This window comes from Pseudomonas sp. GM30 (assembly GCF_000282275.2).
Taxonomy (GTDB): domain Bacteria; phylum Pseudomonadota; class Gammaproteobacteria; order Pseudomonadales; family Pseudomonadaceae; genus Aquipseudomonas.
Window position 1 is genome coordinate 1 of record NZ_AKJP02000010.1, and the last position, 25,050, is coordinate 25,050.

A 25,050-nucleotide genomic window follows, 5' to 3' on the forward strand; every position below is an offset into this window, starting at 1 on the left:
GGAATGCGTTCCCCTGTAGGAGCTGCTGAAGGCTGCGATCTTTTGCTCTTCAAATAAAAAGGCCGAACGGTAGTTCGGCCTTTTTCATCCAGTCAGCGATCAGACGTGTTCGCTGCTCTTCACCTGGGGCTTAGGCGCGCCGTGCCCATGATCGTGTTCATCAGGCTCGATCACCGGAACTTCCTTGCCATCGCAATCATGCAGCTTGCCGTCACTGAAGTAATCGCCTTCACGCAGCGCCGCCAGGTCGCGATAACGCAGGGTGCGCTCTTCTGCCGCGGCAAACACCGACTGCTGGTCCGAGTTGCCGGCAGTGAAGTGGTTGAAGGTCAGGTTCAGCACAATCGCCATGATCGCCGACGAGCTGATGCCCGAGTGGAAAATGGTCGCGAACCAGCTCGGGAAATGATCGTAGAAGTTCGGTGCAGCAATCGGGATCATGCCGAAGCCGATCGAGGTGGCGACGATGATCAGGTTGACGTTATTGCGGTAATCGACCTTCGACAGCGTACGGATGCCGCTCGCCGCCACCGTACCGAACAGCACGATACCGGCACCGCCCAGCACCGAGGTCGGCACCGCAGCGATCACCCGCCCCATGAACGGCAGCAAGCCGAGAATCACCAGGAAGATACCGCCGGTGGCCACCACATAACGGCTCTTGATCCCGGTCACCGCCACCAGCCCGACGTTCTGCGCGAAGGCGCTCTGAGTGAACGAACCGAAGATCGGCGCAAACATGCTCGACAGCATGTCGGCGCGCAGACCGTTGCCCAAGCGTTTGGAGTCGACCTTGGTGCCGATGATCTCACCGACCGCCAGAATGTCCGCCGAGGTTTCCACCAACGTCACCATGACCACGATGCACATCGACAGAATCGCGGCGAAGTGGAAGGTCGGCATGCCGAAGTGGAACGGCGTCGGGAAGCCGAACATCGGCCCTTGAGCGACACCAGAGAAATCGGCCATGCCGAGGAACACCGCCAGAATCGTGCCGATCACCATGGCCAACAGGATCGACAGACGCGAGATGGTCGAGCTGCCGACCTTGCTCAGCAGCAACACCAGCACCAGCGTCACCGCCGCCAGACCGATGTTCTGCATGCTGCCGAAGTCCGGCGCGTGGCTGTTGCCGCCCATGGCCCAGCGCGCGGCCACTGGCATCAGCGTCAGGCCGATGGTGGTGATCACGATGCCGGTCACCAGCGGTGGGAAGAACTTGGTGATTCGCGAGAACACCGGTGTGATCAGCAAGCCGATCAACGACGCGGCGATCACCGCGCCGAGCACCGACTGGAAGCCGCCCTCCCCGCCACTGCTGACGATCGCGACCATGGTCGCCACACCGGAGAACGACACGCCCTGCACCAGCGGCAACTGACAGCCAAAAAACGGTAGACCCAGGGTTTGCAGCAGTGTCGCCAGCCCCCCCGCAAACAATGAAGCAGCAATCAACAAACCAATGTCCGCCGGCGACAGCCCGGCCGCCTGGCCGATGATCAGTGGCACCGCAACGATACCGCCGTACATGGTCAGAACATGTTGCAGGCCGTAAGCCATATTCGCGCCGACCCCGAGATTTTCGTCCTCGGGCCGTTGGTGTGAAACATGGGGCGTTTTCATGTGGGGGGTTCCCTGGTTTTTGTTATGCGCACACTGTATTCAATACTCGGGACAAATGTCCATAGAGTTGTATACAACTTGTCAGTCACATAATGGATAGGTAGCCACCGAACCTTCTATCTCACTGTCTCCATCCCCCACAAATCCGGCAACACACTCCTTCCTTCATTCGAATCAGCGCCCACCAGGCTGAAGTGTTCATGGCGACCAGCGGTGCATCGGCGCTCTTTTTTATACATATAAAGTATGCATAATGAAGTCATTCGACATTCAGTACGACAAAAGCAAGAACGCAGCCAATAAACTCAAGCACAGAAGCGTCAGCCTTGCCGAGACCGAGCCGGTCTTTCACGACGAGCGCGCGCTGACGATCGAGGACAACGACCATGACGAACAGCGCTGGATCACCCTTGGACTCGACGGCAAAGGCCGCTTGCTGGTGGTTGCGTACAGTTATCGCGAAACCAACGTCGTACGAATCATTTCTGCGCGTGTCGCTACACCGAGCGAGCGTTGCGCTTACTTTCTGGAGACTTGAACGATGAAAGATCAATACGATTTCTCGCAGGGCACGCGCGGCGCATTGGCGCCCGCCAAGGGCAAGACCCGCATCACCATCATGCTCGACGACGCCGTGATCGAGGCCGCGCGCAATGTCGCGGAAAACGAGGGCTTCGGTTATCAGACGGTGATCAACAACACCCTGCGCCATGCTCTGCTGGAGGCTGGCAGTAAAACGCGGGAGGTAGAGGCACCCCACGCGGGGCTATTCAAGCAAGGCATCACCGCCGCCGACCTCAAGAGCCTGGAAAAAAAGCTGTCGGCAGCGGTCGGGGAAATCCGCCGGGTGCTGGAGCCGGAAGCCAAGCCCTGAGATCAGCCCGGCACGAGCATCCGCGCCAGCGACTGGCGCACGTGCGGCTGGTCAGGCAGGCGCAGGCCGAACTCCTGCTCCAGCACTTCAATCAGTTTATCGACATCCGTCACCTCGCGCCGCTCGCTGTCGGCGCCCATGTGATGAATCGCGAAGCTGCCGTTGTTCAGGGTCCGACGCCAGCCATCGCCAGTGCGCGCAACCATCAGCCGTTTGGCGAACGGGGACTCGGGATGGGTCGAGACGTACCAGTTGCCCAGGGTGTAATCGATGTCTTCCTGGCGTTGCAGATCAAACAGGTACATCGCGCGCCACTCGCCTGCGACATTGGCGCGTAGCATGTAGCCGTCGGCCTGTTTCTCGATGCGATAGGATTCATGCGGCGTCGGCTGTTCAGCCTCGCTATCGAGCAGCAGCGGCGCAGTCGGCACCATGCCGCCAAAGCCGACATCGGTGATATAGCGCTCGCCGTCGATGATCACCAGGCTCAAGCGATGGGTACGCGCCGTCCACGTGCCCTCAGGTTGCGCCAGCACCACGCGCCCGGAGATGCCACGGGCCTCGAAGCCCAATTCCTGCAGCAACGCGAGAAACAGATTGTTCAGTTCGTAGCAGTAACCACCCCGGCCACCGTGGAGAACCTTTTGTTCGACCGACGCCAGATCGATCAGCACCGGCGCGCCAGTGATCGTCGACAGATTCTCGAAGGGAAAGACGCCGGTATGGCGCAACTGCAACTGTCGCAGGGTTCCCAGGGTCGGTGCCGGTGGAGCATCGAAGCCCAGACGTTGCAGGTACAACGTCGGATTCGCCAGACGTGGCTCGCTCATTGCTCAGTCCTTTTGCATGTGGCCGCGGATCGCTGCGCCGCTGGCCGACAGGTATACGGGATCAGGCCACCACTCCGACAATTGATTTCGCCAATCAACGCTACCGCCGCTTGCGTGAACCGATGCGAATCCAGGTCGGGGCATGGTCGCTGGCGTGCGGTTCGTTGCGCACCCAGGCGTCGACCCCGGCCTCGTGCAGATACGGGCTGAGTGCCGGGTTGAGCAGCAGATGATCGATGCGCAAACCGGAGTTGGTTTGCCAATGCTGGCGGAAGTAATCCCAGAAGGTGTAGAGGCGATCGTCGGGATACAGATGGCGCAGCGAATCAGTCCAGCCCTGATCCAGTAGCCGTTGATAACACTCGCGGCTCTCGGGTTGCAGCAGCGCATCCTTGAGCCAGGAGCGAGTGTTGTAGATGTCCATGTCGGTGGGCACCACGTTGTAATCGCCGGCCAGTACCACCGGATGATCGCTGCCTTGCAGATCCTTGGCATAGCGGATCAGGCGTTCGAACCAGGCCAGTTTGTAGTCGAACTTCGGCCCCGGCTGCGGATTGCCATTGGGCAGGTACAGACAGCCGACCAAGACCCCATGCACCGCCGCTTCAAGATAACGGCTGTGCTTGTCGTCCGGATCACCCGGCAGACCGCGACGGCTCTCCAGCGGTTGCGCATCGCGGGCGAGAATTGCCACGCCGTTCCATGACGCCTGCCCGTGCCAGATCGCGCCGTACCCCGCTGCCTCCAGTTCGGCGGCGGGGAATGCACTGTCGACCGACTTGAGTTCCTGCAGACAAGCGATGTCCGGTTGCTCGCGCTTGAGCCACTCCAGCAGGTTCGGCAAGCGTGCGCGCAGGCCGTTGACGTTGAACGTGGCGATCCGCAGGTTTTTCATCGTTCAGGCTCCGGCGAACAAGGTGTGAAAATTGTGACCCTGTGCTGACGGCGGTGGTTGCATCGGATCAACCGGCTGCGGCGTAATAGGCGCTCGCCACTGCCCCGAACTGCCGAGACTCGATTCCATGCTCACCACCCTGCAAGGCCCGCGCATCCTCCTGCGTCCGCTTCAGTACAGCGACGCCGACGCCCTGCTCCGCGCTGCCGCCGACGGCGAACTGTGGAACCTCACCGTCACCGTGGTGCCGTCGGCGAGTACCGTCGACAGCTATCTGAAGAAGGCCCTCGACGGCCGCGACGCCGATACGGTCATGCCGTTTGTGATTGTGTTGAAGGATAGCGGCGAAGTGATCGGCTCGACCCGGTTCTGGAAGATCGATCCGCTCAATCGCAAGCTGGAAATCGGCAGCAGCTGGATTTCCGCGCGCTGGCAGAAATCCTTCGTCAACACTGAAGCCAAATACCTGATGTTGCGCCACGCCTTCGAAGTGCTCGATTGCGTGCGAGTGCAGTTCACCACCGACGAGAACAACCAGAAGTCGCGCAACGCGATTCTGCGCCTCGGTGCGCAACAGGAAGGCATCGTGCGCCACGAGCGGATCATGCCCGACGGACGCAAGCGCAACTCGGTGCGCTTCAGCATCATCGATGACGAGTGGCCGCAGGTGCGTCAGGCACTGGAGCAGAAACTGGCGGCCGACCGACACTGAGGCTCGACAACCGCTCGTCAGGCAATCGGCACCAACGGGTAAAAGCGTCAGACCAAAGTCAGGTAACCGACCCCTTCTGGAGACGTACCATGACTACACGCACACTCACCTCGTTGTTACTCGCCGGCCTGCTCGCCGCCACCTCGGCTGCCAGCTTCGCGGCGAACGACAGCTCTGGCACATCGAGTACCAACCCCGACGTCAACAAAAGCACGCCCAAGCCGCCGGACAACACCCCGGGCGCACCTGCCGGCAGTAACGGTGCGGGTAGCCCTGGTTCTGGCAACGGCACCGGCACCAACGGCGGCGCCATGGGTTCGGGCTCGGGGGCTGGCGGCGGTACAGGCGCGGCCGGTGGCGGAACCGGCGGTGCGGGCGGTGGCTCGGGCAGCTGAACGAACCGGCGTTACGGTTGGTAATGAGACCCGCGTGAGGGAGCTTGCTCCCTCACGCTTGTTGAAGCGTCGAAACCTCAGCGATCCGAACGAATCAACTCGGCAAAGCCTGCATCCAGTGACAACACCGCCGCGCGATTGCGACCGGCATTTTTCGCCTGATAAAGCGCCGCGTCTGCACGCTGAATAAACACTTCCAGACTGTCATTGCCACTCGGGATAAACGAATAGCAGCCCAGACTCACCGTCAGATACCCGGTCGGTGACCCGCTGTGGGTGATGCGTTTATCCATCACGCTGCGGCGGATCTGCCCGGCAATCGCCAATACGCCATTTATATCGGTATCCGGCAGCAGCACCGCGAACTCCTCGCCACCGTAACGCACCGCCAGGTCAGCCTTGCGCTGGCAGCAATTTTTCAACACCTGCGCCACCTGCGTCAGGCAATGGTCGCCCGCCACATGGCCGTAGGCATCGTTGTAGCGTTTGAAGAAATCGATGTCGAGCATGATCAGGCCGACCGGACTCGACTGCCGAGCGCCGCGGGCAAATTCGACTTCCAGTGAACGCTCGAACAGGCGCCGATTCGCCAGCCCCGTCAGGCTGTCGTGGGTCGCGATCTGCTCCAGTGCGCGCTGCGCCTTGCGCAGGTTTTTCTCGATGCGCTCGCCGTCGCGCACCTGATGAATGAAAACCCAGCCGAACAGTCCGACGCCGAGAATCACCAACGCCACAATCACGCTGGACTGAAAGGCCCGCTCGTACCAACCCTTGAGAATCGTGTCGCGCGAGGACGCCGCCGCGACCACCAGCGGATACGAGCCCAACTGACGGTAGCCGTACAAACGCACCACACCGTCGACCACCGACTTGATCATCGCGGTACCGGCTGGAGCCTCGGGCAGCAGCTTCTGATAAATCCTGCCTTGCGCCAGTGACGAGCCGATCAGGCCTTCGTCGAACGGTCGCCGCGCCAGCAACGTGCCGTCCTTGAGTCCGAGAAACATGATGCCGTTGTCATCAAGGCTGAAGCTTTTGAAGAACCGGTCGAAGTACGCCATCTTGATCCCGGCCATCAGCACGCCCTGGAAATTGCCGGCACGGTCGTTGATGCGTTTCGAGATCGGGATGATCCACTCGCCATTTTCGCGGCTGCGAATCGCCGGGCCGATGTGCGCCACAGTGGAAACGTTCTGCTGGTGAAACTTGAAGTATTCGCGGTCAGCCACACCATTGCCACGGGGCAGATCGGTGAACGAGGTGATCACCCACTGGCCCTCGCGATCGAACAGGAACATGCCGTGCAACTGCTCCAGTTGCTGCACCCGACGTGCAAAAGTTTTTTGCAGACGAGGACGCTGCGCGGCACCGTAACCATCGTCTTCGACCCAATCCACCAGACTGGTAAGCACCAGGTCGGCGGCCAGAAACGTGTCTTCGGCCTGCTGCGCCATGGCCCGGGTCAGGTTGGTGGACGCCATTTGCGCAGTCGCCAGATCCTGGCGCCGTGTCTGCTCCAGTTGCAGATAGAGCAAGCCGGACAGGCACAGGCACACTGCAACGATGAACAGCGCTGCCGCCTTGCGCAGCGGCAGGCGTTTAAGCGTGCCGGGAGTCTGATGCGGGTCGTGAATGGGGATTGGCAAAAACGTGTCCTGGGCAGGTACGACAGGGGCCGCAGCCCGAAACCCTTGCTTTTCGTGAGCGTAGCCCACCGGGGTGTGCACGGCAAACCCGCCGCGCCAATACACGCCCGCCCCGTTGTATCGGCGCGCGAGGGATTTGGATGACCTCCGCACGTCGATTTATTTTCAGTTGTGGTTTTACGCGTGATCGCCCTCGCGTATCTGCGCCGGGCAATCGCGCAGCGCACCGATGACGGCTAACGGGGTTTGTTGATTTCCCGCAGCAAATCCGCGACCGGCAGGTTCATGATGTTTGAGTAGTAGGGTTTGTAGCCGTACGCGGTGACGACGACTTTGCAGGGGATTTGTTGTTTGTTCGCGAGGAGGTGATTCAGTTCTGCCACCGAGAGATTTCTTTCAGAACTCCGGTTGCTGGAAGTTTCACTCAGGAATGCGCGGGTGAGATAGGAAAACTTGGCCTTGTAGTTTTCATTTTTTTCCGAGCGTATCAAGCCGGTGGCGGAAAACTGTATGGCTTTGCCTACCGAGAAATCATGATCATCTGCCAATGCGCAATGCAGCATGCCCGAAATCATTCCGACTCGTTCTCCGCGATCAAAAAGATCCAACACATCAACGTCCGACTGATATCGGATGACGTATAGCAACGACTTTTCTCTTTCCACAGACTCGAAGCTCAGGTTTGCGGGAGGCTTTGTGTGATCCTTCGCACAACCAGAGCAAATAGCGAGCAAGCCGCAAAGGAGTAACCTGTACATCATGGAAAATCCTTCGTGATTGAGTCAAAAAGCATATCGGCTGCAGATTTGCTCCCCGCGATACGGGCAGTAAACAACCCCAATGCATTTGCATGATTAGTATCTATATTGACGTTCAATGAAGGGCCACAGGAGATAAGCCACTTTTCACCAATCCGTCGAAATTCACGTTCGGCGAGCCACTGGCAATCGGATTGGTGCCATGTCCCGGGAGTGGGCAGGCGGTTGGATCGGTGACGCGGGCGGCGGGTTTTCCGCTCATGAACAGCTCCTTGCACTGTTGCGGGTCATCCTTTTGGGGCGCAAGCATGCGTGAATTTTTCGGGTGCTTCAAACCTCCAGGCAAAAAAAAGGCGCCCGCTCGGGCGCCCTTTCCTGTTCGTGAAACCGCTCGCATCAACGCGATGGCGGCACCCGAATATCCCCCGCCCGGCACTGCGTCTTCACGCCCTTACCGCAAGCGCCGAACTGCAGATCCTTGCCCATGCACACCCGCACTTCCGACAGCTCCGGACCGCTGCAGATCACCGCGATGCCATCCGCCGGGATCCCGGGGTTGGCCTTGCGGAACAGGTCGGCGATTTCCTGGGCTTCGAAGTAATACGAGGAGCTGAACGGTTGCAGCTCCTGCGGAATTTTCACCGCGCCGACGGCTTTGTCCGCTTCATCCAGATAACCCATCGCCCCCAGACCGCTGCAGGTGCCGTGCTTGGACCATTCGTGATCGAGCAGCTTCTTGGTCGGGAACAGCGTAAGGCCCTTGGTGGTTTCCGCCGCCGACAGCGTGGTCAGTGGTGGGCAGGACTCCGGCCAGCCGCCATTGGCGTATTGCGGCCACAGACCATGCAACACAAAGCCGTAACCCTTGCCGGAACACTGCACGTCATCCTTGTGAGTGAGGCAAAAGGTCGGCGACCAGGACAACGTCAGCAGGTAATAATCGAACTGCCCCGCCACCGCTTCCGTTTGTACCTTGCTGGCGTTCGACTGACGCGCCGAACTCAGGCCGATACTACCGGCCGTCAGCGCGATCAGCGCCAGAATTGTAAACAGCTTTTTCATGTACCCGCTCCTTGGGACGCCTGCGTCCGTGGTTTTCGATGCTGACCAGACTTGGCCAGCGCTGATTTCGCCATGCTTGTGTTGCAAGCGCATGACGCAAGGCAAGGCCGTACGCCGTTGAACGGTCTACGATTAACAGGCAGACATCAAACCAAGGGAACCGAAATGAGTAAAGCAGACGAACTCGCCGCCAAACTCAAGCAAACCCGGCACACCCATGCGGATGCCGCGCTGGAGATCGATTGCTGGCCGGCGCAGGTCTACGATCTGTACCACCGCATCGAGGGCTGGCTGCAACCCGTCACCGAAGTCGGCCTGAAAATCCGCCGCAATCCAACCCACGTTTGCGAAAGCTCACCCGATGGCGAAAGTCACGATTACGCGATCGACCAACTGGTGATCGAAGCCAACCAGCAAACCCTGACCTTTGATCCCATCGCCCGGTTCACCGAAGACGGCGCCGGCCGCGTGCAGATCACCCTGCCCGACCGCAACACCTACCTGCTGCGTACCGTCGATGACCATCATGAAAGCCATTGGTGGCTGCAGACGGTGGAAACCGGTCTGGAACTGGATGCGATTGCGCTGACCGAGAACAATCTGTTGCAGGTGGTGCAGGAAGGACTGGGCCTGTAATTTCTTCACGTTCACCGCTCAGAACAACAAAGACCCGCCACACTCAACGGCCAGACTTCCTAAAGAATTCTGGCCATTTGTCGTTACAGGACCACTAGTCATACTCGATGGAAATTTTGTTCGCATGGATGCTTCGACCGCACCAACGTTTACACAGTTTTTCAAGCGCAATTTCAAACGTGTTCTTAATTACTGGAGCCAGATCACCGTCACTCTGGGTTTTCTCGGCGCAGGGTTGGCAATCCTTGGGCTATACGTCTACACCCGGGCAATTGGTCGTACTGACCTTTTCCTGGCAGGTAGCGATGCCAAGTCAGCCCTTGCTATCTGGCTTTTACTGATCGTGCTGATCATGGTGGGCTACCTTGGCGTGCTCTCCGCCAGCGCATGGTTCTATGGCATTACCGTATCGATGTTCGAAAAAGTGCCAAAAAGGCACAAGCAGATAGCTGCCTGGTTGCTGCTTCCTTTGTGCTTTGGCTTTTGTACCTTCACTTTTCTGCTTTTCAAGTTCTCGAATACATTCAGCGCCGGAGGTTCGATGCTGTTTGTTTTTTCCTCGACCCTGCTCGCCTACCTTGCTCTTTTCCTGTTCAAACACTTCCGAAAGATTTTCAACAAAAACACCCGTCGAATGGGAGTCTGGAAGAAAAACGGGTTCCGACTCTTGATCGGTAGCATGATCGGCTTTGCCGTTCTGTGTGCGTCACTCCCCACATTGCTGATTATCTCGACCTACGTCGGCGAAGATAACGCGCAGGCGGTGGTGGTTGTCGGGTTGTTCTCCCTCGGCACACTCATTTTCAGTCTTGTTCCGGTTTTCATTTTTTACATCAGCAAAGGTCATGTCTTCGCGCGTATCGCTTATGGCATCGCAACAGCATTGGTGCTGTTCAGCGGGTTTCTTCTTTTATCACCAGGTGCAATGCCGAGCATCACCTACGCCGCCGCAGGAAATCTGGCTATCCGTCAGCAGCCGGCACGGTTCATTCTCGACGAGAATATCAGCCTGGGAGACGTGGATAACAGAGCGTGGAGGACCAGACTCAATGAAAAGAAAAAGGTTGAAGTCACCGCATTTCCATTGTTCGCCTTCGGCGACGTTTTGCTGTTGTGCAGCAGAGATTTGCAGCGTTTGAACCTATATGACTTGCCCCGCTACACAGGCTTTTGCATCGCCACACGCAACAGCAAGGTGACCCAGAAACCATGGCATCCCGGGCTTGCGCGTGCGCTCACCTGGCAACAGCGCGCTGAGCACGTTTTGGGTTGGGAGCATTTGCGCTTAGCTGTTTTCAAACCCATTCACGCATCACCACGAGCGCTCGAATTCAAACGCTTGAATGATCAGATGACTGAACCTGCCAAAGCTGTGGTCCCCTTCTCCGCTGACTGAAGATAGGCTGGGAAATTCTGGCGACAGCAACGGCCACGTACCGCATCAGCAAACTGCATATTGCCACCGCCAAAGAACGTGGATCAGCAGCCGGATCGTGTGTTACTAAACACCTTCCCCTGCGAATCCACTCCCTCAAAAAAGTCCGGTAAATATGCACAATCAAAAAAAATCGGCGTTGCTCGGCATTTTTCTAGCCCTTTCCTGCGTCGCTCACGCTCAGGAAAGCCCTTCGCACCTCGACAGCATCCAGCAACAAGGCCAACTGCGCGTCTGCACCACTGGCGACTACAAGCCCTACACCTTCAAGCGCCCTGACGGCGACTTCGAAGGCATCGACATCACCATGGCGCGCTCGCTGGCCGACAGCCTCGGGGTCAAAGTCGAGTGGGTGCAGACTACCTGGAAAACCCTGATGCCGGACATGCAGGTCGGCAAGTGCGACATCGGCATGGGCGGCATTTCGGTGACGCTGGAACGGCAGAAAAAAGCCTACTTCAGTAATACCCTCGACAGCGACGGCAAGATCCCGCTGGTGCGCTGCGCCGACCAGTCCAAATACCAGACCATCGAACAGATCAACCAACCGAACGTGCGCCTGGTCGAACCGGCAGGCGGTACCAACGAAGCCTTCGTCCACGCCTTCCTGCCCAAGGCGCAACTGGCCCTGCACGACAACGTGACGATCTTCCAGCAACTGCTTGATAACAAGGCCGACGTGATGATCACCGACGCCTCGGAAGCGCTGTATCAGCAGAAACTCAAACCGGGTTTGTGCGCGGTGAATCCGCACCAGTACATGCAGTACGGCGAAAAGGCTTATCTGCTGCCGCGCGATGACATCAGCTGGAAACTGTACGTTGATCAGTGGCTGCATCTGAGCAAAGTCACTGGCAGTTATCAGAAGGTTATTGGTGAGTGGCTGGCGCTGCCGCAGTAAGGATTTTCAACGCTTCGCTGGCCTCGCCGCCCGGCGCGGCGGTCATGACGATGAGCGCCTGATCCGGGCTTTCGGCGCAGGACACAATCTGCCAGTCGAGGCTGAGCTTGCCTACCTGCGGATGCAAAAGGGTTTTACTGCCGCAGGTCGGGCTGGCCACCAGATGCGTCGCCCACCAGCGGCGGAAATCTTCGTCACGCAGCGACAGTTCACCGATCAGCGAAGCCAGCCTCGGATCATCGGGAAACTGTGCCGTGTCCATGCGCAAAAACGCCACGCAATTGCGCCCATTGTTCTCCCAATCCGCATACAGGCTGCGAAACCTCGGGTCGAGAAACGAGAGTCGAATCAGGTTGCGCTGCTCGATCGGTATCTCGGCGAAGTCGACATACAGCGCGGCGGCCAACTGATTCCACGCCAATACATCCATGTAGCGGCCGATGACCATCGCCGGGATGCCTTGCAGGCTGTCCAGCAGCCGCTGCGTCTGCGGGCCGACGGTTTGCCGGCGATGCTGATCGACCGGGGTTCGCCCCAGGCGCGCCAGTCGATAGAGGTAATCCAGATCATCCTCACGCAGGCGCAACGTGCGGGCAACCGCCGCCAACGCGGACTTGGACGGCGACAGTCGCCCCTGCTCCAGGCGCGTGTAGTAATCGACGCTGATGCCGGCGAGCATCGCCACTTCTTCGCGGCGCAAACCGGCGACACGGCGTGCCCGACCGGCGTCGGCGGGTAAACCGACTTGCGTCGGCTCGAGTTCGGAACGACGGGCGCGAAGAAATTTGCCGAGGTCGTTGGGGCTGGTGTGTGTATTCATGGGCCGATCATTGCGCGCGAGCGCGTCCGGGGGAAGGCCATCCTTATCATAGGAAAGTTTTTCCCAGGATCCGCGCTCTCTTTTTGCCCCCCACCCACGGCGGCAATCTGTGCCTCGTCAGCCGCCACCTGCGGCATCGCAGCAACCCGTGGAGTGCACCTATGAAAACCAACGTCAGCTTCCTCAGCAACGGTCTCAAACTCGTCGGCCACCTCTACACGCCGGACGACCTGCAACCCGGCGAACAACGCCCGGCCATCGTCGTCGCCCACCCGTTCGGCGGCGTCAAGGAGCAGACCGCCGGCCTCTACGCCGCCAAACTCGCGGCCAAAGGCCTGATCGCCCTCGCCTACGACGCCAGCTACCAGGGTGAGAGCGAAGGTGAGCCGCGCTACCTCGAAGACCCGTTCGTCCGCGCCGAAGACATCAAGAGCTCGGTCGACTTCCTCGCCAACCACGCCTCGGTCAACTCACAACGCATCGGCGCCCTCGGCATCTGCGCTTCCGGTGGTTACGTGCCCTTCGCCGCCCAGACCGACCGCCGCATCCGCGCCGTCGCCACCGTCAGCGCCGCCGACATCGGCCTGCTCTATCGCGAAGGCCTCGGCGGCCACGGCACCCCGGAACAACTCAAAGAGCTGCTGGAAGCCGTCGGCGAACAACGCACCCGCGAAGCCCGTGGCGAACCGGTGCGCATCGACCCGATCGTCCCGGAAACCGCCGACATCAACGTCGACACCCCGACCCTGTTCCGCGAAGGCAGCGACTACTACCGCACCCCGCGTGCGCAGCATCCCAACTCGCCGAACAAGTACGTGTTCACCAGCATCGGCCGGATCGCGGCATACTCGTCCTACGACCATATCGACCTGATCTCGCCGCATCCGCTGCTGATGATTGCCGGCTCGGAAGCCGACACCCGTTACTTCAGCGAAATGGCGATCGAGAAGGCGCTGGAGCCGAAGGAGTTGGTGCTGATTGAAGGCGCGAGCCACATCGACCTGTACGACAAGGAACAGTTTGTCGGGCCGGCGGTGGAGAAAATGGTGGGGTTCTTCAAGCACTATCTTTAAGCCACAGGCACAAAAAAGGCGCCCGACATGGGCGCCTTTTTATTGGCCTGTACACTGAACCTGAGATGCCAATTGCCCCTGTGGCGAGGGAGCTTGCTCCCGCTGGACTGCGCAGCAGGCCTTCTTTTGTGGGGTCGCTGCGCGCCCCAGCGGGAGCAAGCTCCCTCGCCACAGGTTCAACCTCGATTTTCATCAATCATCATGCAACATCCCGGAACTGTACTGATTCAAACTGCTGCCAATACTGTTGCCACCAAACTTGAGGGTCGTCGCATTACTGCGCCCCTCCGGCGACTGACAATCCGAGGAAAAACAACTGGTGGTGGTCAGCCCACCGGAGCCCGAACAGGCACTCAATACCGAGACAGCTGCAGCAATCAACAGCACTTTGACGACATTGGCGCGCATGGTACGGCTCCCCTTGGGATGATCTTGTGCAAGCATCCTAGGCCTTCGCCGCACTCGGCAAGATGAAACTTTGCTGATCGACAGCGCGGGTTCAGGTTCGCATCAAACCGCCCGCCAAGCCTCCAGCGGAATCTGCGCCATCGCCTCAAACGCCGGTTTGGCAAACCAGAAACCCTGCATCAGATAAATCCCGCAATCGGCGAGAAAATCCCGCTCCTCCGGGTGTTCGATGCCCTCGGCAATCACCTCGATTCCCAGTTCGGTACACATGCCCACCACGCCCCGCACAATCGCCTGACGCACACGATCACGGTGGATATCACGAATCAACGCCATGTCCAGTTTGATCAGATCCGGCTGAAAGTCCGCCAGCAGATTCAGCCCGGAATAACCCGCGCCGAAGTCATCGATGGCTGTCTTGAAACCAAACTCGCGATATTCGCGCAAGATGTTCATCAAGTGTTTGTTGCTTTCAACGTGCTCGCCCTCGACCGCTTCGAAGATCAGCCGATCCAGCGGAAACGCATGCGCGCGAGCCGCCTCCAGCGTGCTGCGAATGCACAGGTCCGGACGATAAACGGCGTTCGGCAAGAAGTTGATCGAGAGAAACCCGGTGAGCCCCAACTGCGCAGCCGTGGAGATCGCACGCACGCGGCACAGTTGATCGAAGCGATAGCGGTTCTGGTCATCGACCTGCTCCAGCACCGACAGTGCGCCCTCGCCATGCACCCCACGGACCAACGCCTCGTGGGCGAAGGTCGATTGATCACGTACATCGACAATCGGCTGGAAAGCAAAGGAGAACGCCAGATCGGCCTCGCCTTTTTGTCGGCACCCTTGGCACCCGCCGCCGGGCTGGGGGAAAACGGGAATATGAGTCATGAAGCCCCCTGAGAGCGGGTTGAAACCTTCCGTGGTGCAGAAATTAACGGTAAGAAAAGCGGTAGCCATCACTTGATGGCACCGCATATTACAGGCTGACCGGCGCGGTCAGCCCAAGTTCATTGCGAAATGCCATCAGGTGCAAAAATGCACCATTGCTCCTCATGGAGGGCAGGGTTTTTACGCCTTGAGCTCGACGTTATCCAACGCCTGATTCACCGCCAACTCCCCCAACATCACCACCTGCGCAATGCCCAGCAACGTCTTGCGGTGCGAGACATCCAGCAATGCGGCGAAATCGTTGAGCATGGTTGTGGCGGAACCCAGGGATTCGCTGGCGTTGGCGAGCAGGGATTCGGTGTCGTAGGCCGGGTTGGCGAGGAACGTCGGTCTGGATTGATCACCGCTGGCCATGATCTGGCTGGCCGGGGTGAGGTAGTGATCGAGGGCGCGCTCGGCGGCTTCGTGGAGTTTACGGGAATCGAGGGATTCGTATGGGGATGCGGGGTCGGATTCGGGTGGGTTGGGCGTTACTTTGAACATAGATGGAGCCTCTAGTGCGAATACTAAAAGGAGCCATCACCCTCGCTACCAAACGATAGGTGGCGGCCATACGCGGGTTGGTAGACCGGTCGCACTAGAACCCGGCGCCCACGAATGAGCCCCACGCATGACCACCATGAAATCGGAGCCCCGAGAAAGGACTGCACACGGTGACGCCATGAGTCTAGAAACGAAGCGGGCTACCAAACCCGATCACTGGTTTGCAGTGACACAGGGACGATAGAACCCGCGAACTAGACGCACAAGCCGGCGGATTCTGTCTTAGGTGTAGGGGGAGGCGCAAGGTGGTGTAGGAGCAGGACTGCAACAATAGGCCTCATTTAAACAGCTACAGATTTTTTGGTTGGAACGGACTCAACTAGCACAATGTTTGAACCTGACACCATTAACCTTTGCAGGAAGAGCGTTGTGCTCTTTCTTCAAGCACTGATCGCCGTTCTCCAAAAATGAATTGGATCCATTAACCCCAAACCGCTCTAGAATAACGGCTTAGAGCAATACCTTCTCCCTCCCATACCAACCTGGTCCCCACATCCTCTTACCGACCTCACGTAGCCGGATAGCGGGCAACCGGCTAGCACACAGCTTCACAATCTGCGAGCCCGCCAAATGCAAAAAAATTGCACTTCAATGGCTTTTTTGGCCTACTGTGAGCGATTATTAATAAGTAGCAACGGATTTCAGCATGCTAATTGAGTTTTCAGTCTCCAATTTTAGATCCTTCCGGGGGCGCCAGACGCTGTCTATGGTGGCGTCTCCTCGCCTTGGGAAGAGAGACAACGTTTTCTCCCCTAACGTACGAGGAGAAAAACTACCTAACTTATTGAAAGTTGCAGCTATTTATGGGCCGAATGCATCTGGAAAGTCATCACTGCTCCGTGCGATTGACTTTGTAAAGGATATTATTAGAAAGGATGCGCGAAGTTCCGACAAATCTTTACAGGTAAGCCCATTCCGCTTTGACAAAGACTTAGAATTAGAACCTAGTAATTTTGAGTATCACTTTATTCAAGGCGGCACGCGCTTCCAGTACACAGTAAGCGCCAACAGCTCACGAATATTATTCGAAGAACTCATAGCATTCCCCAATGGAAAAACAAGACCACTGTTTAAACGAGAGTTTATCGACAAAAAAGAAGTTTATACGTTTGGGGACACTCTTGAAGGGGGGGAGCAGGTACATGAAGCTTGGCGAAAAATAACAAGCCCTCGTACATTATATCTAGCACAAGCCGCTCAAAACAGCAGCGAAGACATGACTCAACTCATGACTCCATTCTCTTGGTTTGATGGCTCTTGCTTCGTAATTGATCAAAACAACTTACAATCATGGTCTCGAGCGAGCCGAAAAGTTTTGGCAATAATGCCAAACACATCGGAGCATCTCGCAAATTTTTTGCAGGAAGTCGACGTTCCAATCAGCTCTATCACTATTACCCCTTCAGCTGAAAATGAAATGCTACTCAATAGCGACTATAGTGTAGAAGAGGAATTTCACACTTTCGAGGAAGACACCAAGACCACGCTAACTCATAAGAGCGCACTTGGAGAGGCTGACTTTGACTTCAGCGAAGAGTCGGAAGGAACTAGAAATCTAATTGGCTTTTGGCTACCGTGGTTCACCCTAGGTATGAAAGGCCAGAGCAGTGGCGACAACCTTACGTTAATCATCGACGAACTCGACAGCAGCCTACACCCTCAGATTGTCGTAAACATAATAAAGAAACACATTACAACCACTAAATACTCACAACTTATATTTACTACTCACGACACACACTTAATGAACTCAAAAGTCCTGAGAAGAGATCAGTTCTGGATTACAGAACGAGACCAGTTCGCCGCTACGCGACTTTATTCAATCCATGATTTCGACGGTCGTGAGGGTGAGGATCTAGAAAAACGTTATTTTGCGGGGCGCTATCGCGGCCTTCCATTGACGAAGGAAGTTTAATCATGGCTAGGAGTGCAAACTCTTTTGCGAGAGGAGAATCAAAGTATGCTCCCGAAAAGAGAGTATTGGTTCTTTGCGAAGATACAAAATCTGGAAAACAATACCTAGAGGAAGCAGCCGAATACTTTAGGGCAAATCTTTTGGTAGATATTGCTCACGCAGGCGTAACACATCCTAGCGGCATTGTCGAACATGCGATTGCTCGCCAAAGGAAATTTGACGAAGTTTACTGCGCCATCGACCGAGACAGCCACGCCTGCTTCGATAGAGCATTAGACATTGCTAGACCCCATAAAAAAATCACCATAATACCCTCTTATCCATCTTTTGAGTTTTGGATATTATTACATTTTGGATATTGCAGAAAACCTTTTAGCAGAACTGGAAGATCGTCTCCGGGAGATAACGTCATCCGAGAAATCAAAACAAAACCGCCTCTTGCTGATTATGACAAGGGGAAAAACCGTAGCTATTTCCAAGAACTATTAGGCGCACCTTTTGATCAAGCTAGAAAGGTTTCGCCGAGAGTATTAATCGATGCAGAAAATGAAAACCAACTTAACCCAAGCACAAAAATTCATTTACTAATCGACAAATTCGAAACCTTATCCGCCCCACAAAAAAAGTAAAATACTCATGTTTTATGAGTCTTCCACTAGATCCTCGCAATTAACTTTCCAAGCTAATTGCGAGATTTCGATTCCCTTCACCCCCCAATATTTCGAGGCCTTCAGCGGTATCGAAGTAGCGTCAGGCGAGACTAGTGTCATTTACGCAATTTGTGTGAAAGTGCCAGCCTACCCCTCTCATCTGCAATATTCTTAAAACAAATCGCCCTTTAAGCCTTTGCTTATCCGGTAGCCGTCGAACATCTCCGTAGGAGTTTGCAGCGGTACTCTGGCACTAAAAAACTATCGATCCAACTGCCGGCGAACACTTCACCACTGCCCTGTTGGAGCCAGTAAAGTCGGAGATGCAGAACAATCGCTCGAGGCTGTCCATCGATTGGTCATCGGCGGCGAGCTTTAGAAGTACGGTCCCTTTTCACACCAGCGTAAACCATTCGAGAATGAGTAAGAACAAACCAATCAGCTCGTTCACAGTGACAATGGAAGGACAAATTTTTTTCTACCCCCTCCATCGTCATTGGGTAAAATTTTCACAAATAGACCCCCACCAGCCTCCAACCCCGTCCTCCACCATTCCTGATAAACTCCCCCACCTCCCAGCCCCACCCAATCCAGAACCGCCAATGCCCCCTATCTCCGCCACACCCGCCCCACTCTCCCGCCGCTTCTCCGTCGCCCCGATGATGGACTGGACCGACCGCCATTGCCGTTTCTTCCTACGCCTCCTGTCGAAGAACGCCCTGCTCTACACCGAAATGGTCACTACCGGCGCCCTCCTCAACGGCGATCACGAACGTTTCCTCCGTCACAACGAAGCCGAGCATCCGCTGGCGCTGCAGTTGGGTGGCAGCGTCCCGCTGGATCTGGCCGCTTGCGCCCGCATGGCGCAGGAGCATGGTTACGACGAGGTAAACCTTAATGTTGGCTGCCCGAGTGATCGGGTGCAGAACAATATGATCGGTGCGTGCCTGATGGGGCATCCGCAGTTGGTGGCGGATTGTGTGAAGGCGATGCGCGATGCGGTGTCGATTCCGGTGACGGTGAAGCATCGGATCGGGATCAATGGGCGGGACAGTTACGCCGAGCTGTGTGATTTCGTCGGCACGGTGCGCGATGCCGGGTGTACCAGTTTTACCGTGCATGCGCGGATTGCGATTCTGGAGGGGTTGTCGCCGAAGGAGAATCGCGACATTCCGCCGTTGCGGTATGACGTGGCGGCGCAGTTGAAGGCGGATTTTCCGGAGCTGGAGATTGTGCTGAACGGCGGGATCAAGACGATGGAGGCCTGCCATGAGCATTTGCAGACTTTTGACGGTGTGATGCTCGGGCGTGAGGCTTATCACAATCCGTATTTGTTGGCGGAGGTCGATCAGCAGTTGTTCGGCAGCAGCGCGCCGGTGATCAGCCGTGCCGAGGCGCTGGCGCAGTTGCGGCCGTATATTGCCGAGCATTTGCAGTCAGGCGGTGCGATGCATCACATCACCCGGCACGTGCTGGGGCTGGGCTCCGGGTTCCCGGGGGCGCGTAAATTCCGTCAGTTGTTGTCGGTGGATATTCACAAGGCCAAGGATCCGTTGGCGTTGCTGGATCAGGCTGGCGAGTTGCTGCAAGGGCGTTGATGCCCTCCCCCCGTAAAACGCGCCAGGCGGGTTGATCCGCCTGGCGTGCGCATCACCCCGCCGCCGCTTCCGTCCAGTTCACCCAACCAAACACCCACGTCGCCAGAATCAACAAGCCAAACGCGATTCGATACCAGGCGAACGCCGCATAACTGTGGTTGGCGATGAATTTGAGCAGGCCGCGTACGGCGATCATGGCGAAGATGAAGGCGATGACGAAACCGAGGGCGAACACTGGCAGGTCACTGGCCTGGAACAGGTCGCGGTATTTGTAGCCGGAGTACACCGCGGCGCCGACCATGGTCGGCATGGCGAGGAAAAACGAGAACTCTGTGGCGGCTTTCCGGGACAAGCCGAACAATAAACCGCCGATGATGGTCGAGCCCGAGCGCGACGTGCCGGGAATCATCGCCAGGCATTGCACGAAACCGATTTTCAACGCGTCTGACCAGCGCATGTCGTCAACGTGATCGACGCTCACCACATGGCTGCGCTGTTCGGCCCACAACATGACGATGCCGCCCACTACCAAGGCCATGGCTACGGTGATCGGGTTAAACAGGTATTGGTGGATTTTGTCAGCGAACAGTACGCCGAGGATCACCGCCGGAAGGAACGCGATCAGCAGGTTGAGGGTGAAACGCTGCGCATTGCGTTGGGTGGGCAAGCCTTTGACGATGTCGAAGATCTTCGGGCGAAACTCCCAGACCACGGCCAGGATCGCGCCCAGCTGAATAATGATGTTGAACGCCATCGCGCGTTCGCCGCCGAAGTCCAGCAGGTCGGCGACGATGATCTGGTGGCCGGTACTGGAGATCGGCAAGAACTCGGTCAGGCCTTCTACCGCGCCCAATATCAACACCTGGATAAAGGTCCAGAAATCCATTAATCCTCCGTCAGAGCGCTCTTGATGAGCGACCGGTCAACTGCATTCAGGAATTGAGTATCTGAAGTTAAACAATCGGTATAACGCGACACCCATTGCCTGATCAGGCGACGGAGAATATGTCTTATCAAAAGACACACTCAAGCCATGTTAATAATCGTCCGCCTACGAACCACTCGGAAAATATTTAGGCATTTAGATAGGAAAAAGTTCGACCAGCCAATAAAGTGTGATCAAGCTCACACTATCCCGCGATCGTGGACAGTGGCAATTGGACATGAATAAAGCCATCGCCATAGATTCAAAATAGTGGCACAATTCCACATTGCCACCATCTAACGACTAGTTCACGGTCTCGAGAAAATCAACTAAAAGCTTGAAATGCTTAATTATTGTTAGAAAACTCGGGAGCCACGTCTAAAAATCGCGTGAATGTTACCAATTGTCAGTCACAGATGAGAACCGGTGCTTTAACATCCCGATGTCAGCACCTAATTCGAGTCAAAGCATGATGCTCTCAGGGAACTTGGCGACTAGAAGTCCGCGCCCGACAAACGACGTACCCGGTGTTCTTACTCTGGGTCGTACCCGTGGCGTGGCTGAACATTTCAGGGCGCTGATCGCAAAGCACGTACGCACTGATATGGCACTTGAGGCCGGTTCGTACACTAGTTCCTATAACAATGAACTTTCTGGTTCGTATCGAGCCATCTTCATCGTTATCGACAGTCCGCAAGCGCTGGAAGACAATCTTGCGTTGATCGAGAACCTGCGTAACGAAAACTTGAAGCCGATCATTTGCGCGGTCATTACCGGTCGCGGCGCCTTCAACAAGATCAAGTACTTCCTGGCCGGTGCCGACTTCTGTATCAAGCTCAATACCCTTTCCGACGAGGGCGACGAGTTGCTCGGTGAGTTCTTCAACAGCGAAGAATGGCAGCGGGATATCAATCTGACACTCGACCCTACGCGCATCTGCCTGCAGGGCGGCCCCCACCAGAAACTCGACATCTCGTTCGCCGAAATGAAGATCCTGGAAGCCTTTGCGCAGACCAGCAATCACATTCTCAGCCATGATGAAATCGCCGGCATCATGGGGCTCAATACCAATTTCTACGACCCGAGGGCACTGGAAAAATCCATCAGCCGCTTGCGTGGAAAAATCAAGGACATGTATGGTACCAACGCGATTCAGAGCATCCGCGGCTACGGCTATCGCCTGATGCGGGGTCTGATATCGACTGCCTGACTCTCGGGCAGCCATCCTCTTTGCATAATCACGAAGGATCGTCATATGCAACCATACAGCTCAAGTTGTACTTCAAATCTACTAATAATCAAGCCATTGAATGAGCGCGGCTACACCGAACCATAACAATAAACTTAACAACATAGCAGCAGAACGAGTGGAACTTATCGAGGGCCATTTTGGGCCCAGACCCTGCCTGTCGATTACTTCCAAGGAAGTCATTGCTCGCCTGCCGATTTACCTTTTCGCCCATTTTGGTGCACATTTTAGGAGAGAGACATGGAAACTAGTACAACCCTCCCAAGAAAATATTTTGTCGTCGTGACCAACAGTACAACGTCGCAGCGCGAACTTGAGAGCATTCTGTCCAGCGAGCGCTTCAATTCGTTTGGCACGTCTCAGGCACAAATGTTTATTGAAGGTGCTACTTCGCCCTCTTCCGCTCCCATGCTGATGGAGTTCACTTACCCAAGGGGCACCCGGAAAAACGTTGCCCGTACGATTGAACACGACACCCAGCGAATATTGGCCACCCTCGAATCGGAATGGCTCGCAGCACAATCGGCCAATCCGTTTCAAAGTGCAGAGAGCGACAACCGCACTGCCGCCATCGAAGACGCCGCCACTTGCAACGAAACCTGGCATCTGGACAACGATCAAGGCGCACTGGTCAAGGAAGGCGTCGAGATCAGCCTTACCGGACTGGAAACCGCGCTGGTGCGCAAAATGCTCCATCACGAAGAACGCGTGGTCAGTCGAGATGACCTGATCCTCAGCATCGGCCGCGAGCCGGAGCAATATCGTGGCCTGGAAATGTGCCTGAGTCGCTTGCAGGACAAGTTCAAAAACGCGAGTAATGGTGAGCGATTATTCCGTGCCGTAAGAAACCGCGGTTATTGCCTCATTCAGGAAATCGTTGCGTAAATACCGCCGATATCCGCGAACAAGACAAACAGATACAGTGCGATTACAAAAACAACAAGAGCACTCTGTTTGGTTTCACCTCTCCTGGTAAATTCAAGCTCCCTGCCTCCACCCCTCCTACAGTAACAAACACAACATAATTTATTCACCCCCTGCTCTGCGACCTTTTCTAACACCCTTGTATTTGATTATTAAAAAGTTGGCACTGTGCCATCTTGTTAGAACTCGTCAGACACCCTCTCCGGCAATAACTTAGTCTATTGATTGACGACAGTTCGGCCTATCGACGTTGTTACCTCAGGACACTCGTCCAATAACAACAACAAGCCTATCTAGCAACTCGGACTTCAACTGTCGAAACCTGAATGGACGTATTTCTGGGGATATCTCATGGAACTTTCTCTACGGATCAATCGAAATAACGGCCTCAAGGGACTTACCTTCTGGGGCCAATGGGCATTGGCGCAGGCTTTCATTGTTGCGTTGTTATTCATACTGGCTGAACGGCACACAGGCACCGTCGAGTTCTATTACCGCATGTGCGCGACACTGGCGGTATTGGCCTCGGTACCGGCGTATACGTTCAGCGGCGTGTATCGCAAGCAGGACAACTACCTGACCGGTCTCGGACGTTTGTTCATGGGCTGGTCGATGACCATGGTGGCGCTGGCCGGCATCGCGTTCGTATGCAAGGCCGACGAAGTGTTCTCCCGCGAGGTGACGCTGAGCTGGGCGGTCTACGGCTTCCTCGGTCAGGCGTTGATGTACGCGCCACTGCATGCCTTTTCCAAGTACTACCAGCGTTCCCGCACCAGCGCACAGAAGACCCTGATCGTCGGCACTGGCGAGCTGGCTCTGGGTCTGGCGAAGAAGATCAGTCAGGTGGAAAACCTGCCGCTGGTAGGTTTGGTCAGCAACGGCGCGACACCACAACTGAATGCGGATGCGCCGCGTGTGGTCGGTGATCAGGAAGACTTGCTGGAACTGATCAAAGACCACGACATCCGTCGTTTGTATATCACCCTGCCGCTGGCCGAGGCCGCGAGAATCGAAGCGATGTACGTCGATTTGCTCGGCGCCAACGTCGATGTGGTCTGGGTGCCAGACTTGAACAGTCTGACTCTGCTCAATCACTCGGTGAAGGTCGTGGATGGTCTGCCGGCGATCTGCCTCAACGAAAGCCCGCTGACCAGCCGCCCTACTGCTGCGCTGAGCAAGAGTCTGGTGGAAAAAGGCGTGGCGCTGCTGGCGATCATTCTGTTGAGTCCGGTGCTGCTGTTCATTGCATTGGCGGTGAAGATCAACTCGCCGGGCCCGGTGTTCTTCAAGCAGGATCGCCACGGCTGGAACGGCAAGGTGATTCAGGTCTGGAAATTCCGCTCGATGCGCGTGCACGATGATCGTGAGGTGGTTCAGGCCAGCCGCAACGATTCGCGCATTACCGCCGTTGGGCGCTTCATCCGCCGCACATCACTGGATGAACTGCCACAGTTGTTCAACGTGCTGCAGGGGCAAATGGCTTTGGTCGGCCCGCGCCCACACGCGGTGGCGCACAACCACTACTACTCGGGGAAAATCCTCGCGTACATGGCTCGCCACCGAATCAAACCGGGGATCACCGGGCTGGCGCAAATCAGCGGCTGCCGTGGCGAGACCGACACCATCGACAAGATGCAGCGCCGCGTTGAGATGGACCTGCATTACATCAACAACTGGTCGTTGTGGCTGGATCTGAAGATCCTGGTGAAGACGCCGTTTACGTTGTTGTCGAAGGATATTTATTGATGGACTGGTGACAAGCCAGACGATACCGCAAGGGGACGAAAGTCCCCTTTTTTGTGGGCGGGATTCGGGCAGTGGGTCAGGCTGTTGCGAGGGTGGCAGTGCCGCCGCCTTCGCGAGCAAGCTCGCTCCCACAGGGATTGGGGTGTGGATCAAGATATTTGCTTCACCCTCGAACCACTGTGGGAGCGTGGCTTGCCCGCGAAGGCGGTGGGTCAGGCAGCGCAGATGATGAATGTGCCGACGCCTTCGCGAGCAAGCTCGCTCCCACAGGGATTGGGGTGTGGATCAAGATATTTGCTTCACCCTCGAACCACTGTGGGAGCGTGGCTTGCCCGCGAAGGCGGTGGGTCAGGCAGCGCAGATGTTGAATGGGCCGACGCCTTCGCGAGCAAGCTCGCTCCCACAGGGATTGGGGTGCGGATCAAGATATTTGCTTCACCCTCGAACCACTGTGGGAGCGTGGCTTGCCCGCGAAGACGGTGGGTCAGGC

General features: G+C 56.6%; 25 protein-coding genes and 1 pseudogene. 14 read left to right on the forward strand and 12 right to left on the reverse strand.

Annotated features, from left to right (window positions below):
* Positions 1 to 99: 99 nt before the first annotated feature.
* A complete protein-coding gene (locus tag PMI25_RS07220) occupies positions 100 to 1,623 on the reverse strand; it encodes a nucleobase:cation symporter-2 family protein (protein WP_007969565.1) in 1,524 nt (507 codons plus the stop codon).
* 253 nt (positions 1,624 to 1,876) lie between these two features.
* On the opposite strand from PMI25_RS07220, the gene PMI25_RS07225 reads away from it, so the two are divergent.
* Together PMI25_RS07225 and PMI25_RS07230 are read left to right on the forward strand one after the other, a co-directional pair.
* Entirely contained in the window at positions 1,877 to 2,161 is a 285-nt protein-coding gene (locus tag PMI25_RS07225; RefSeq protein WP_007969566.1) for a BrnT family toxin, read from the forward strand.
* A 3-nt stretch (positions 2,162 to 2,164) separates the two neighbouring features.
* Positions 2,165 to 2,497, forward strand: coding sequence for a BrnA antitoxin family protein (locus tag PMI25_RS07230; RefSeq protein ID WP_007969567.1), 333 nt, complete (start codon positions 2,165 to 2,167; stop codon positions 2,495 to 2,497).
* 2 nt (positions 2,498 to 2,499) lie between these two features.
* Here the strand turns inward: PMI25_RS07230 and PMI25_RS07235 are convergent, their stop codons facing one another.
* A complete protein-coding gene (locus PMI25_RS07235; RefSeq protein WP_007969568.1) occupies positions 2,500 to 3,327 on the reverse strand; it encodes an arylamine N-acetyltransferase family protein in 828 nt (275 codons plus the stop codon).
* 100 nt (positions 3,328 to 3,427) lie between these two features.
* A complete protein-coding gene (xth, locus tag PMI25_RS07240; protein ID WP_007969569.1) occupies positions 3,428 to 4,222 on the reverse strand; it encodes an exodeoxyribonuclease III in 795 nt (264 codons plus the stop codon).
* 127 nt (positions 4,223 to 4,349) lie between these two features.
* On the opposite strand from xth, the gene PMI25_RS07245 reads away from it, so the two are divergent.
* Together PMI25_RS07245 and PMI25_RS07250 are read left to right on the forward strand one after the other, a co-directional pair.
* The gene (locus PMI25_RS07245; RefSeq protein ID WP_007969570.1) at positions 4,350 to 4,934 is read left to right on the forward strand and encodes a GNAT family N-acetyltransferase; all 585 of its coding nucleotides are present in this window, start codon (positions 4,350 to 4,352) and stop codon (positions 4,932 to 4,934) included.
* A gap of 89 nt (positions 4,935 to 5,023) precedes the next feature.
* Complete coding sequence (locus PMI25_RS07250) at positions 5,024 to 5,329, forward strand: hypothetical protein (RefSeq protein ID WP_003226473.1); 306 nt, start codon at positions 5,024 to 5,026, stop codon at positions 5,327 to 5,329.
* Between the two features lie 77 nt (positions 5,330 to 5,406).
* On the opposite strand, the gene PMI25_RS07255 is transcribed toward PMI25_RS07250, so the two are convergent.
* From PMI25_RS07255 to PMI25_RS07265, 4 genes and pseudogenes are all read right to left on the reverse strand, one after another.
* Positions 5,407 to 6,975, reverse strand: a complete 1,569-nt coding sequence (locus PMI25_RS07255) for a sensor domain-containing diguanylate cyclase (RefSeq protein ID WP_007969571.1) — start codon at positions 6,973 to 6,975, stop codon at positions 5,407 to 5,409.
* Between the two features lie 236 nt (positions 6,976 to 7,211).
* A complete protein-coding gene (locus tag PMI25_RS07260; RefSeq protein ID WP_007969572.1) occupies positions 7,212 to 7,736 on the reverse strand; it encodes a hypothetical protein in 525 nt (174 codons plus the stop codon).
* Between the two features lie 148 nt (positions 7,737 to 7,884).
* Positions 7,885 to 7,995, reverse strand: a pseudogene (locus tag PMI25_RS28010) (PAAR domain-containing protein); the annotation flags it as partial.
* A gap of 134 nt (positions 7,996 to 8,129) precedes the next feature.
* Positions 8,130 to 8,795, reverse strand: a complete 666-nt coding sequence (locus tag PMI25_RS07265; RefSeq protein WP_007969574.1) for a ribonuclease T2 — start codon at positions 8,793 to 8,795, stop codon at positions 8,130 to 8,132.
* Positions 8,796 to 8,960: 165 nt separating this feature from the next.
* On the opposite strand from PMI25_RS07265, the gene PMI25_RS07270 reads away from it, so the two are divergent.
* From PMI25_RS07270 to PMI25_RS07280, 3 genes are all read left to right on the forward strand, one after another.
* Positions 8,961 to 9,431, forward strand: coding sequence for a hypothetical protein (locus PMI25_RS07270; protein WP_007969576.1), 471 nt, complete (start codon positions 8,961 to 8,963; stop codon positions 9,429 to 9,431).
* A gap of 124 nt (positions 9,432 to 9,555) precedes the next feature.
* Complete coding sequence (locus PMI25_RS07275) at positions 9,556 to 10,827, forward strand: hypothetical protein (RefSeq protein WP_007969577.1); 1,272 nt, start codon at positions 9,556 to 9,558, stop codon at positions 10,825 to 10,827.
* Between the two features lie 154 nt (positions 10,828 to 10,981).
* Positions 10,982 to 11,767 (forward strand): transporter substrate-binding domain-containing protein, encoded by a 786-nt coding sequence (locus PMI25_RS07280; RefSeq protein ID WP_007969578.1) that lies wholly within the window; start codon positions 10,982 to 10,984, stop codon positions 11,765 to 11,767.
* Here the strand turns inward: PMI25_RS07280 and PMI25_RS07285 are convergent.
* Positions 11,736 to 12,587: a helix-turn-helix domain-containing protein gene (locus tag PMI25_RS07285; protein ID WP_007969579.1), complete on the reverse strand. Its 852-nt coding sequence runs from the start codon at positions 12,585 to 12,587 to the stop codon at positions 11,736 to 11,738. The genes PMI25_RS07280 and PMI25_RS07285 overlap by 32 nt on opposite strands.
* A gap of 161 nt (positions 12,588 to 12,748) precedes the next feature.
* Here PMI25_RS07285 and PMI25_RS07290 point away from each other — a divergent pair, with 161 nt between their 5' ends.
* Positions 12,749 to 13,660, forward strand: a complete 912-nt coding sequence (locus tag PMI25_RS07290; RefSeq protein WP_007969580.1) for an alpha/beta hydrolase — start codon at positions 12,749 to 12,751, stop codon at positions 13,658 to 13,660.
* A 192-nt stretch (positions 13,661 to 13,852) separates the two neighbouring features.
* On the opposite strand, the gene PMI25_RS07295 is transcribed toward PMI25_RS07290, so the two are convergent.
* The 3 genes from PMI25_RS07295 to PMI25_RS07305 form a co-directional block, all read right to left on the reverse strand.
* Positions 13,853 to 14,068, reverse strand: coding sequence for a hypothetical protein (locus tag PMI25_RS07295; RefSeq protein ID WP_007969581.1), 216 nt, complete (start codon positions 14,066 to 14,068; stop codon positions 13,853 to 13,855).
* Between the two features lie 102 nt (positions 14,069 to 14,170).
* Positions 14,171 to 14,950, reverse strand: coding sequence for a S6 modification regulatory phosphodiesterase RimA (gene rimA, locus PMI25_RS07300; RefSeq protein WP_007969582.1), 780 nt, complete (start codon positions 14,948 to 14,950; stop codon positions 14,171 to 14,173).
* Positions 14,951 to 15,130: 180 nt separating this feature from the next.
* On the reverse strand, positions 15,131 to 15,493 hold the full coding sequence (locus PMI25_RS07305) for a DUF6124 family protein (RefSeq protein WP_007969584.1): 363 nt from the start codon (positions 15,491 to 15,493) through the stop codon (positions 15,131 to 15,133).
* Positions 15,494 to 16,199: 706 nt separating this feature from the next.
* On the opposite strand from PMI25_RS07305, the gene PMI25_RS07310 reads away from it, so the two are divergent.
* From PMI25_RS07310 to dusA, 3 genes are all read left to right on the forward strand, one after another.
* Positions 16,200 to 17,468, forward strand: a complete 1,269-nt coding sequence (locus tag PMI25_RS07310) for an AAA family ATPase (RefSeq protein WP_007969585.1) — start codon at positions 16,200 to 16,202, stop codon at positions 17,466 to 17,468.
* A gap of 2 nt (positions 17,469 to 17,470) precedes the next feature.
* The gene (locus PMI25_RS28015) at positions 17,471 to 18,097 is read left to right on the forward strand and encodes an RloB family protein (RefSeq protein ID WP_007969586.1); all 627 of its coding nucleotides are present in this window, start codon (positions 17,471 to 17,473) and stop codon (positions 18,095 to 18,097) included.
* A 623-nt stretch (positions 18,098 to 18,720) separates the two neighbouring features.
* Positions 18,721 to 19,716 carry a tRNA dihydrouridine(20/20a) synthase DusA gene (dusA, locus tag PMI25_RS07315; RefSeq protein ID WP_007969587.1) on the forward strand — a complete coding sequence of 332 codons (996 nt, stop codon included), beginning with the start codon at positions 18,721 to 18,723 and terminating at the stop codon, positions 19,714 to 19,716.
* Between the two features lie 52 nt (positions 19,717 to 19,768).
* Here dusA and PMI25_RS07320 read toward each other — a convergent pair whose 3' ends face one another.
* Positions 19,769 to 20,602, reverse strand: a complete 834-nt coding sequence (locus PMI25_RS07320; RefSeq protein WP_007969588.1) for an undecaprenyl-diphosphate phosphatase — start codon at positions 20,600 to 20,602, stop codon at positions 19,769 to 19,771.
* Positions 20,603 to 21,110: 508 nt separating this feature from the next.
* On the opposite strand from PMI25_RS07320, the gene PMI25_RS07325 reads away from it, so the two are divergent.
* The 3 genes from PMI25_RS07325 (at position 21,111) to PMI25_RS07335 (ending at position 24,560) form a co-directional block, all read left to right on the forward strand.
* Positions 21,111 to 21,851, forward strand: coding sequence for a winged helix-turn-helix domain-containing protein (locus PMI25_RS07325; RefSeq protein WP_007969589.1), 741 nt, complete (start codon positions 21,111 to 21,113; stop codon positions 21,849 to 21,851).
* 279 nt (positions 21,852 to 22,130) lie between these two features.
* Positions 22,131 to 22,775 (forward strand): winged helix-turn-helix domain-containing protein, encoded by a 645-nt coding sequence (locus PMI25_RS07330; RefSeq protein WP_007969590.1) that lies wholly within the window; start codon positions 22,131 to 22,133, stop codon positions 22,773 to 22,775.
* A 390-nt stretch (positions 22,776 to 23,165) separates the two neighbouring features.
* On the forward strand, positions 23,166 to 24,560 hold the full coding sequence (locus PMI25_RS07335; protein WP_007969591.1) for an undecaprenyl-phosphate glucose phosphotransferase: 1,395 nt from the start codon (positions 23,166 to 23,168) through the stop codon (positions 24,558 to 24,560).
* Positions 24,561 to 25,050 lie beyond the last annotated feature (490 nt).

Coding starts and splice junctions, on each gene's coding strand:
- xth (WP_007969569.1), bottom strand. CDS start 4,222: ATGAAAAACCTGCGGATCGCCACGTTCAACGTCAACGGCCTGCGCGCA.
- PMI25_RS07225 (WP_007969566.1), top strand. CDS start 1,877: ATGAAGTCATTCGACATTCAGTACGACAAAAGCAAGAACGCAGCCAAT.
- PMI25_RS07245 (WP_007969570.1), top strand. CDS start 4,350: ATGCTCACCACCCTGCAAGGCCCGCGCATCCTCCTGCGTCCGCTTCAG.
- rimA (WP_007969582.1), bottom strand. CDS start 14,950: ATGACTCATATTCCCGTTTTCCCCCAGCCCGGCGGCGGGTGCCAAGGG.
- PMI25_RS07295 (WP_007969581.1), bottom strand. CDS start 14,068: ATGCGCGCCAATGTCGTCAAAGTGCTGTTGATTGCTGCAGCTGTCTCG.
- PMI25_RS07230 (WP_007969567.1), top strand. CDS start 2,165: ATGAAAGATCAATACGATTTCTCGCAGGGCACGCGCGGCGCATTGGCG.
- PMI25_RS28015 (WP_007969586.1), top strand. CDS start 17,471: ATGGCTAGGAGTGCAAACTCTTTTGCGAGAGGAGAATCAAAGTATGCT.
- PMI25_RS07285 (WP_007969579.1), bottom strand. CDS start 12,587: ATGAATACACACACCAGCCCCAACGACCTCGGCAAATTTCTTCGCGCC.
- PMI25_RS07250 (WP_003226473.1), top strand. CDS start 5,024: ATGACTACACGCACACTCACCTCGTTGTTACTCGCCGGCCTGCTCGCC.
- PMI25_RS07325 (WP_007969589.1), top strand. CDS start 21,111: ATGATGCTCTCAGGGAACTTGGCGACTAGAAGTCCGCGCCCGACAAAC.
- PMI25_RS07335 (WP_007969591.1), top strand. CDS start 23,166: ATGGAACTTTCTCTACGGATCAATCGAAATAACGGCCTCAAGGGACTT.
- PMI25_RS07265 (WP_007969574.1), bottom strand. CDS start 8,795: ATGAAAAAGCTGTTTACAATTCTGGCGCTGATCGCGCTGACGGCCGGT.
- PMI25_RS07220 (WP_007969565.1), bottom strand. CDS start 1,623: ATGAAAACGCCCCATGTTTCACACCAACGGCCCGAGGACGAAAATCTC.
- PMI25_RS07320 (WP_007969588.1), bottom strand. CDS start 20,602: ATGGATTTCTGGACCTTTATCCAGGTGTTGATATTGGGCGCGGTAGAA.
- PMI25_RS07260 (WP_007969572.1), bottom strand. CDS start 7,736: ATGATGTACAGGTTACTCCTTTGCGGCTTGCTCGCTATTTGCTCTGGT.
- PMI25_RS07280 (WP_007969578.1), top strand. CDS start 10,982: ATGCACAATCAAAAAAAATCGGCGTTGCTCGGCATTTTTCTAGCCCTT.
- PMI25_RS07235 (WP_007969568.1), bottom strand. CDS start 3,327: ATGAGCGAGCCACGTCTGGCGAATCCGACGTTGTACCTGCAACGTCTG.
- PMI25_RS07310 (WP_007969585.1), top strand. CDS start 16,200: ATGCTAATTGAGTTTTCAGTCTCCAATTTTAGATCCTTCCGGGGGCGC.
- PMI25_RS07270 (WP_007969576.1), top strand. CDS start 8,961: ATGAGTAAAGCAGACGAACTCGCCGCCAAACTCAAGCAAACCCGGCAC.
- PMI25_RS07290 (WP_007969580.1), top strand. CDS start 12,749: ATGAAAACCAACGTCAGCTTCCTCAGCAACGGTCTCAAACTCGTCGGC.
- PMI25_RS07305 (WP_007969584.1), bottom strand. CDS start 15,493: ATGTTCAAAGTAACGCCCAACCCACCCGAATCCGACCCCGCATCCCCA.
- PMI25_RS07330 (WP_007969590.1), top strand. CDS start 22,131: ATGGAAACTAGTACAACCCTCCCAAGAAAATATTTTGTCGTCGTGACC.
- PMI25_RS07275 (WP_007969577.1), top strand. CDS start 9,556: ATGGATGCTTCGACCGCACCAACGTTTACACAGTTTTTCAAGCGCAAT.
- dusA (WP_007969587.1), top strand. CDS start 18,721: ATGCCCCCTATCTCCGCCACACCCGCCCCACTCTCCCGCCGCTTCTCC.